At 51.9% G+C, this 8,768-nt stretch carries 9 protein-coding genes; 2 read left to right on the forward strand and 7 right to left on the reverse strand.

Annotation, left to right across the window (positions count from 1 at the left end):
• Window positions 1-67 precede the first annotated feature (67 nt).
• The 7 genes from HMPREF3090_RS03755 to HMPREF3090_RS03785 all read right to left on the reverse strand — a co-directional run bounded on the left by HMPREF3090_RS03755 (window position 68) and on the right by HMPREF3090_RS03785 (window position 6,008).
• Entirely contained in the window at window positions 68-247 is a 180-nt protein-coding gene (locus HMPREF3090_RS03755) for a DNA-directed RNA polymerase subunit beta (protein ID WP_067971518.1), read from the reverse strand.
• Window positions 248-255: 8 nt separating this feature from the next.
• Window positions 256-1,557, reverse strand: coding sequence for a UDP-N-acetylglucosamine 1-carboxyvinyltransferase (murA, locus tag HMPREF3090_RS03760; protein WP_067971521.1), 1,302 nt, complete (start codon window positions 1,555-1,557; stop codon window positions 256-258).
• 119 nt (window positions 1,558-1,676) lie between these two features.
• Entirely contained in the window at window positions 1,677-2,312 is a 636-nt protein-coding gene (gene upp, locus HMPREF3090_RS03765; protein ID WP_067971524.1) for a uracil phosphoribosyltransferase, read from the reverse strand.
• 107 nt (window positions 2,313-2,419) lie between these two features.
• On the reverse strand, window positions 2,420-3,436 hold the full coding sequence (locus HMPREF3090_RS03770) for an L-threonylcarbamoyladenylate synthase (RefSeq protein ID WP_067971526.1): 1,017 nt from the start codon (window positions 3,434-3,436) through the stop codon (window positions 2,420-2,422).
• A gap of 4 nt (window positions 3,437-3,440) precedes the next feature.
• Window positions 3,441-4,316 carry a peptide chain release factor N(5)-glutamine methyltransferase gene (prmC, locus tag HMPREF3090_RS03775; RefSeq protein WP_070485955.1) on the reverse strand — a complete coding sequence of 292 codons (876 nt, stop codon included), beginning with the start codon at window positions 4,314-4,316 and terminating at the stop codon, window positions 3,441-3,443.
• Window positions 4,300-5,382 (reverse strand): peptide chain release factor 1, encoded by a 1,083-nt coding sequence (gene prfA, locus HMPREF3090_RS03780; protein ID WP_070485958.1) that lies wholly within the window; start codon window positions 5,380-5,382, stop codon window positions 4,300-4,302. Before prfA ends, prmC begins: the two co-directional genes overlap by 17 nt.
• A gap of 23 nt (window positions 5,383-5,405) precedes the next feature.
• Window positions 5,406-6,008, reverse strand: a complete 603-nt coding sequence (locus HMPREF3090_RS03785) for a thymidine kinase (RefSeq protein ID WP_067971533.1) — start codon at window positions 6,006-6,008, stop codon at window positions 5,406-5,408.
• Window positions 6,009-6,410: 402 nt separating this feature from the next.
• Here HMPREF3090_RS03785 and HMPREF3090_RS03790 point away from each other — a divergent pair, with 402 nt between their 5' ends.
• The gene (locus HMPREF3090_RS03790; RefSeq protein ID WP_067971537.1) at window positions 6,411-7,769 is read left to right on the forward strand and encodes a Mur ligase family protein; all 1,359 of its coding nucleotides are present in this window, start codon (window positions 6,411-6,413) and stop codon (window positions 7,767-7,769) included.
• On the forward strand, window positions 7,766-8,407 hold the full coding sequence (locus HMPREF3090_RS03795; RefSeq protein WP_070485960.1) for a type 1 glutamine amidotransferase: 642 nt from the start codon (window positions 7,766-7,768) through the stop codon (window positions 8,405-8,407). The genes HMPREF3090_RS03790 and HMPREF3090_RS03795 overlap by 4 nt, the downstream gene beginning before the upstream one ends.
• Window positions 8,408-8,768 lie beyond the last annotated feature (361 nt).

Consider the following 8,768-nt stretch of genomic DNA (forward strand, 5'->3'; position numbering starts at 1 on the left):
ACCAAATTCAACAGCGCAACGCATGCTCACCAGCACCATTCATTAAGAAATTTTTAATTAAACAACCCTATCCCCTAAAATAATCCAACAAATGCTGCCAGACCTCGCCGTCAAAGACCTTCAAGAAGAAATGGTCGCTGACCAGGCCATAGCCTAGCATGAGGCCGATAAGAAAGAGGCAGACCAGGACCAGGAGATAGAGGCCCCAGCGCTGCCAGGTTCTCAGACCGCGCCTAGATTTCGCCATAGGACCACCTAGTCGAAGAAGTCGCTGGCTGGCCGGCTTTGTAATTCATCGGCGTCAATCCGCTTAATATCCGCCCCCAAGGCTTGGAGCTTGTCTTCCAAGTGGTGGTAGCCCCGGTCCAGGTACTGCAATTGGGAAACAACTGTGGTACCTTCTGCCACCAGGCCCGCAATAATCAAGGCTGCAGCGGCTCTCAGGTCGGTCGCTTGGACGCTGGCAGCTTGGAGCTGACTAGGGCCTTCGAAGCTCACGGTGTCGCCGTGGATCTTGAATTGGGCATCCATGCGGCGGAGTTCTTCCAGGTGCATAAAGCGGTTCTCGAAGACCGTCTCTTCCATAACCGAACTGCCCTCTGCGCGAATTTGGGCGATGGTAAAGGGCGCTTGGAGGTCAGTTGGGAAGCCTGGATAAGGCAGGGTTTTGACATTGGTTGCCTTCAAGTGACCGTCTGACTTAACCAGGACGGCATCCATTTCTTCCACGATTTCGACCCCCATTTCCCGTAGCTTGGAGATCAGGGGCAGGTTGTGTTCCACCAAGGCATCCTTAACCAGGACCTCGCCCCCAGCAACAGCAGTGGCCAGGATAAAGGTTCCGGCCTCGATCCGGTCGGGAATGACGCAGTGGTCGGTCCCGTGCATGGCGTCGACACCCGTAATCTTAATGGTATCGGTCCCGGCGCCCTGGACTTGGGCCCCCATCCGGTTGAGGTAGTTGGCCAAGTCTACGATTTCTGGTTCCTTAGCCACATTCTCAATCGTGGTAACTCCTTCTGCTAAGACAGCGGCCATCATGATGTTTTCAGTCGCGCCAACGCTGGGGAAGTCCAGGTAGATATCGGTTCCCACGAGCTGGTCGGCCCGGGCTTCGACATAGCCATTGGTCATAGTAACCTCAGCTCCCAAGGCTTCAAAACCCTTGATATGGAGGTCAATCGGCCGCGAACCAATCGCACAGCCACCTGGCATGGCCACTTTGACATGGCCAAAACGAGCCAGGAGGGGTCCCATAACCACGACGGAAGCCCGCATCTTGCTGACAAGTTCAAAGGGCGTTTCGGTCCTTAACTGGCCTTCTGAGACCACCTCGATTTGTTGCTTGGCTTCGTCAAAGTGGACCTCTGCATCCAAATAAGCCAGGACTTCTTTCATAATATAGACGTCCGACAAGAGCGGCACGTTGTTGATTAAATTTTTCCCTTCAGAGGCTAAGAGGGTCGCCGCTAAAATCGGTAGGACTGCATTCTTAGCCCCATCAACCTTGACCTCTCCCTGGAGGGTCTTGCCTCCCCGCACAATTATATTCTCCATGTAACTGGAAACACCACCTTCATCAGTATTCAATTAACTATTATACACAAAAAAATCCAAGTGATAAAGTCTCCCCACTTCTAGTGAGGGACTGACTTGGATTTTTGTATACGGCTGGCTTAGAGTGTCCCGAAGAGACGGTCACCAGCGTCACCGAGGCCAGGCACAATATAGCCATGTTCATTTAATTTTTCGTCCAGAGCGGCTGTATAGATGTCGACTTCTGGGTACTTGTCTTGGATGGTCTTAACTCCTTCTGGTGCGGAAACCAGGCAGACAAAGTCAATGTGTGCAGGGTCTACGTCGCGTTTCACCAAGGAATCGATAGCCATGAGCGCAGAGCCCCCAGTAGCTAACATGGGGTCGACAATAATCACTTGGCGCTCTTCAATGTCATTTGGCATCTTGAAGAAGTATTCTTGGGGTTCCAAGGTTTCTTCATCACGGAACATACCAATATGGCCCACCTTAGCAGCTGGTACCAGGGTGAGGATCCCGTCAACCATGCCCAAACCTGCTCTCAGGATCGGTGCAATAGCGACTTTTTTACCGGTGATCATTTTTTGCTTGGTTACAGCAACTGGTGTTTCGACTTCCACTTCTTCTAGCGGTAAGCTGCGGGTGACTTCATAACCGAGGAAGACCGTAATCTCATTAACGAGTTCACGGAAGCCCTTTGAGCCTAAGTCCTTATCCCGTAACAAGGTCATCTTATGTTGAACCAATGGATGATCAATCACGTGTAATTTTCCCATTTTCTGCCTCCAATATTTAGATTCGTATTCAAGCTTCTCTAATTACTTTACCACTAATTCAGCTAATTGCAAGGAAAAATAGCTGGCTGCTTAGTGAAAAGTCGACCTTAATCAAAGACCTGGACACTGGCCTTGAGCAGGCGGTTCTGATAGCCTGCTGAAGCTTCTCCTTCATCGATCCATTCCACTAGGATAAGGTCAATGTCTGAACAGTCATCAGCCCCCCGTAAGGCATCGAAGAGGCGCTGGGTAGCGGTCTTAAGGTCAGGGCCTAGCGAGTAGGTCTGGGCCACGGCTGGAAGGCCAGCCAGACAAGCCTCCCGTCCGGCACAGAAGATGGCCTGGTCAGCATGGGCCTGGATAACTTCCGCCATCCGGTCCGCCGTTACCGCATAGACCGTCTCATGGGGGCTGTAGTGGCGGTACTTCATGCCCGGGGCCTTGGGTTGTTGGTCAGCTTCCACCCTTAATTGGTCAGGATAAGACACTTCAGGCCCATCCAAGACCGCCTCGATCTCGCCCCTAGCGATATGGCCGGGACGGAGGATAAAGAGGCCACGCGGATCAGATAGATCAAGGACCGTGGACTCAACCCCAATCCGAGTGGGTTGGCTGGCTAGGATGCCCGCGATCTTCCCGTCGAAGTCGTGGCGGACATGGTCTAGCTTGGTGGGGCTGGGCTTCCCTGACAGGTTGGCAGAGGGCCCGACAAGAGGAAAGCCCACCGCTTCGATTAATTGGAGAGTCAAGGGATGGTCCGGCATCCGCAAGCCCACGGTATCGAGGCCGCCCGTCACTGTCGGGGCAAAGACGTCCTCCTTGACGGGCAGAATCAGGGTCAAGGGACCTGGCCAGAAGGCATCCTGGAGTTTTTTCACCCAGCTTCTTTGGTCGGGCGTCAGGTCTTTCACATAGTCGAAGAGGTCTTCTTTGTGGGCCAGGTGGACAATCAGCGGATTATCGCTTGGCCGCCCCTTGACTTGGTAGACGGCTTGGACCGCTTGATCGTTAGAGGCGATAGCCCCCAAACCAAAAACCGTCTCGGTGGGAAAAGCCACCAATTGACCATCACGCAAGGCTTGGGCCGCTTCTTCGATCCTGTCCGCTTGATAAATTTCCGTCATCTTTTTACGCTCCTTCCTTGGACACGACTAGGAAGCGGTCGTGCCCAGCAAAATCTTCTTCAATCCTATAGTGGTAATGAGAGGGCAAGTGGGCCCGGCAGTAGGCTAGGAGCCGGTCGCCCTGCTTGTAGCCGATCTCTGCGATCAAGCTCCCCCCTGGCTTTAAATACTGGTCTAAGTCATCGATTAAGCGGTAGTAGATGGCATAACCCTCCTCAGGGGCAAAGAGCGCCAGGTCGGGTTCATAGCGCTGAACATCTTCCGCTACCTCGTCTAATTCCTGGCGGCCGATGTAAGGGGGATTGGAGACAATCAGGTCAAAAGTCTGGCCCGCCACCGCCTGGTAGAGGTCCCCTTGAACCAAGTCAATGTCTGCTTCGAGGGCTTGGGCATTGTCCCGGGCCACAGCCAGGGCTTCTGCTGAAATATCGGTGGCCGTGATGGCTAGTTCCGGGCACTCCTTCTTCAAAGTAATGGCAATGGCGCCGGACCCAGTGCCGATATCCACGACCTGGGCCTGGCGAGGAACCTGCCCCTTCTGATAGCCTTCCTTCACCCAGTCCACCAAGAGTTCAGTTTCCTGGCGGGGGATCAGGGTAGCTGGGGTCACCTTGAAGTTATAGCGGTAAAAGTAGGCCTCCCCCAAAAGGTATTGGTAGGGGTAGTGATCCCTAGCGATACGTTGGATGCCCGCTTCATAAAGCGCATAGTCTGCAGCTGGCATGGTCTGAAACTGATGGCGGTACCAGTCAGAGGCTTGCCAGCCCATCAGTCCCAAGAGATAGTGGTAGGCAATGGCCTCCTCACAAGCTTGGTCGCTTAAAAAAGAAGAAGCCCCTAAGAGAGCTTCTCGGTAGGAGCCATTAAATACTTTGTTCATTGAGTTCCTCTAATTTCTGTGCTTGGTCAGCCAGGATGAGGGCGTTGATGATTTCTTCCAGTTCCCCCTGCATGATCCGGTCCAATTTTTGGATGGTCAGGTTGATCCGGTGGTCGGTCACCCGGTTTTGTGGGTAGTTATAGGTCCGGATCCGTTCTGACCGGTCCCCTGTCCCTACCAGGTTCTTCCGCTTGCTGTCGTATTCACTCTGTTGTTCCGCTTGGACGTGTTCATAGACCCGGGACCGTAAGATCAGCATGGCCTTCTCCCGGTTCTGTTGCTGGGACCGTTGATCCTGCATGGCCACTACAATCCCAGTTGGAATGTGGGTCAGGCGGACCGCTGAAGCCGTCTTGTTAACGTGCTGGCCCCCGGCACCTGAGGCATGGTAGATATCAGTCCGGATATCGTTAGCATCGATTTCAAAGTCTAGGTCTTCGAGTTCTGGCATCACGCCGACTGTCGCCGTTGAGGTATGGACCCGGCCCTGGGATTCAGTCTTCGGTACCCGTTGGACACGGTGGGCCCCACTCTCGTACTTGAGCTTGGAATAAACTTTGTCCCCAGAAATCTGGAGGATAATTTCCTTGTAGCCACCGATGTCGTTACTGTGGGCTTCCACCACAGAGATCCGCCAGCCCTGGCTTTCTGCATAGCGGGAGTACATTTCATAGAGGTCGGCCGCAAAGAGCTGGGCCTCATCCCCACCAGCTGCCCCGCGGATTTCCATGATGATGTTCTTGTCATCATTGGGGTCGCTCGGCAACATTAAAACACGGATTTCTTCTTCTAATTGGTCGCGCTCTTCCTTCAATTCTTTGAGCTCTTCCTTGGCCAATTCCAATAGTTCTTCATCCGATTCATCGGCCAGGATCTCTTCGGCCCCTTCAATTTGGTCCACGACATCCTTATAGTGTCTGAAGGCCTCAACTTTAGGTCGGAGGTCCGCCTCTTCCTTGGACAGGTCGCGGAAGCGCTTGGCATCATTGATGACATCGGGGTCACTCAATAATTCGGCCAATTCCTGGTAACGGTTGATAAAGGTATCAATTTGGTCTAATAGCATGCAATCTTCACTCTCTTTTCCTTTTATGCTCGCTTAGCAATCTTACCGTCCTGCATGGGCGGTTGCTTGTAGTGTTTACGGCAAACGGGATAGTAGGATTCATTTCCCCCAATTTGCACCTGGTCACCATCATAGCAAGGCACCTCATTGTGGACCCGCATATTCATGGTCGCCTTCTTCTCGCAGAACCAGCAGATAGTCTTCACTTCTTCAATCTTATCCGCCACTAGCAAGAGCCGTTCTGACCCCGTGAAGAGATGGTTTTGGAAATCATTCTTCAAGCCAAAAGCCATGACTGGGATATTCAAGTCGTCGACAATCTGGGCGCACTGGTCGATATGGTCAGCGCTCAAGAACTGACTCTCATCGATAAGGACACAGAAGACACGCTCTGTCTGGTTTTCACGAGCGACATAGTCATAAATATTTAAGGACGCGTCAATCGCCACAGCGGGCCGCTCATGACCCACCCGGCTCGCAATGATTCCCTGGCCGGACCGAGTATCCACGGCGCTCGTCATCACGATCACCCGCTTAGCCTGTTCTTCATAATTGTGGGCCACCTTGAGAATTTCAATCGATTTCCCACTGTTCATCGCTCCATAGCGAAAATATAATTGTGCCAAAATACCACCTATTCCTTCCCGACTATTCACTTAGTCAGATAAATACCTTATTAATCATACTTGGCAGCCGGCACTTAGTCAATATTTGCCCCCAAGTTCTTGGCAGAAGTTGGGAAGTTCGAACGCTTAAATTATAACATGTTTGCATAAATTTATACATTTGGGCCCTTCAAATTATGGTATCATAGGGAGCAGACAGGGCCTTGTGCCCTATAAAAGTGTGACAAAAATGGTGCGGCTTGGACTTCATAGGCTGTGCCCTCTAGTCGGGTTCAGGCGCACAGAAGTGGCTCCTCTTCACAAAATCTCGCTGAAGTCCTTAGACTTCTTCGATCTTTTGCTCCAGAGGTCCACTTCTACCCGTGCGCCCTCACACCCTTTAAATTAGAAAGGAAATCATGCATGCGTTTGAAAACTCAATTGGCGGCTTTGGCTGGCCGGGCTTCTTACTGGGGGCTCCATACCTTTACCAAGGGGGGATCGAGTTTGCCTGGTAAGATTGCCAAAAAAGTCGATCCGGATGTCTTACAGGAGCTGGCTAAGGACTACCGCATTGTGCTGATTACAGGAACCAATGGCAAGACGGTGACAACTGCTTTAGCGGTCAATATCCTCAAGCAAGTCTATCCCCATGTCTTGACCAATCCCACTGGGTCCAATATGATCCAGGGTATTACGTCGACCTTCGTGAGCCAGGCTTCGACCAAGTCAGGCCAAGACAAAATTGCTATTCTCGAAGTGGATGAGGCGAGTCTGCGCCATGTGACCGCCCAAGTGACGCCTGAACTAATTGTTGCGACCAATATTTTCCGCGACCAGATGGACCGCTATGGGGAGATCTATACTACTTACGACTTGATCTTAGAAGGGGCCGCTAAGACGCCTCAAGCCCGCCTGCTCTTGAACGGGGACGCCCCTATTTTTTCTTCTAAAGAGACGGCTAATGAACGGGCCTACTTCGGCTTTGCTAATGTCAATAAGGACGAAGACTTCCTGGCCCACTACAATACCGATGGGGTGATCTGCCCCCAATGCGAGCACATCCTCCACTACCATATGATTACTTATTCCAACCTGGGCGACTTCTTCTGCCCGAATTGCGGCTTCCAACGCCCCGAGCTCCAGCATGCGGTGACGGCCATTCACGACCTGACCCCAGACCAGGCCAGCTTCGCGATTGACGGCGAGGACTACACCATTCCTGTAGCCGGGCTCTACAATGTCTACAATGCCCTAGCCGCCTATTCGGTTGCCAAGCACTTTGGCCTCGACCACTTGACAATTAAACGCGGTCTAGCCTCTGCCCAACGCATCTTTGGCCGGCAGGAAACCATCCAGATTGAAGGCAAAGAGGTCCGGATCAACCTAATCAAGAACCCCGTTGGCCTCAACCAGATCATTGAACTGATCAAGCTCGAAAAGGATGACTTTGACCTCATCACCATCCTCAACGACCAGCCCGCTGATGGCCAAGATATTTCCTGGATCTGGGACGGCAACTTCGAGGACCTAGCCCAGGTCGACAAGGTCCAAGACACCGCCTATGCCGGCATGCGGGCCGCTGACTTGAAGCAGCGCCTGGTGGTAGCTGGCTTTGACAAGGACCAGCTAGACCCGGTTGAAGACGCGGTCAGTCTCATTAAATATATTAAAGAATCACAGTCACAGAAAGTTTATATCTTAGCCACCTATACCGCCATGCTCGAACTCAGACGGGCCTTGGCTGCGGAGGGCTATGTGAAGGAGCGGATGCAAGCATGACCCTTAGAATCTGCCATCTCTACGGCAACTTGATGAATACCTACGGCGACAACGGCAACCTCCTCATGCTCCAATATATGGCCAAGGAGAAGGGAGAAACAGTCAAAACCGACCTGGTCTCCCTCAAGGATCCTTTCGACCCCGAAGCTTATGACCTGGTTTTCTTCGGCGGCGGCCAGGACTATGAACAATCCCTGGCAGCTAAGGACATCCAAACAAAAAAAACGCCCCTGACCCAGTACATTGAAGCAGGCGGCGTCCTTGTGGGCATCTGTGGCGGCTTCCAGCTTCTGGGCCATTACTATATCAATGCCCAGCACGAGCGTTTGGAAGGCTTAGGGGCGATTGACTACTATACCGAAACCGAAGCCAACCGACTGATCGGCGACATCGAGATCTACAACGAACGCTTTGACCTGACCCTTAAAGGCTACGAAAACCACGCCGGCCGTACCTATCTGGGAGCTGGCGTCCAAGCCCTGGGCCAAGTCAAAAACGGCTTCGGCAACAACGGCCAGGACCAAACAGAAGGCTGCCTCTACAAGAACACCTTCTGCTCCTACTTCCACGGCCCCCTCCTCGTCCGCAACCCTAAGCTAGCCGAAATCATCATCGACCTGGCACGGAAAGCGGATTAAAGCTGAGGATTTTGAAATTGTGTTTTAGAGCATCCCTTCCGTTTTTGAATCGACTCTTCAAATTAACACAGATTAGCAGAAGTTTCATCACTTAAAGCGAAACGCATGCTCAAATACAAACCCGCTAAAAAAGAGGCTGGATTATTGTCCAGCCTCCTTTATATTATTCTCTACTTTTTAACATCACTGACTAATCATTAACTGAGCATAATTAATTTCAGCCTTTTCATTTCAACTGCGATTAACGAATTTATTAGTATACATTTCGTGAGCAGGAGCGGAACTTGAAAGTGATCGTTAGCCATGAATAAGCAAGTTCAAGGGTGAGAGCAAGAGCGGTTAGCTTTGGATGCTTGGAGTA

The sequence above is a fragment of the Aerococcus sp. HMSC23C02 genome (assembly GCF_001806805.1).
In the GTDB taxonomy this organism is placed as follows: domain Bacteria; phylum Bacillota; class Bacilli; order Lactobacillales; family Aerococcaceae; genus Aerococcus; species Aerococcus sanguinicola.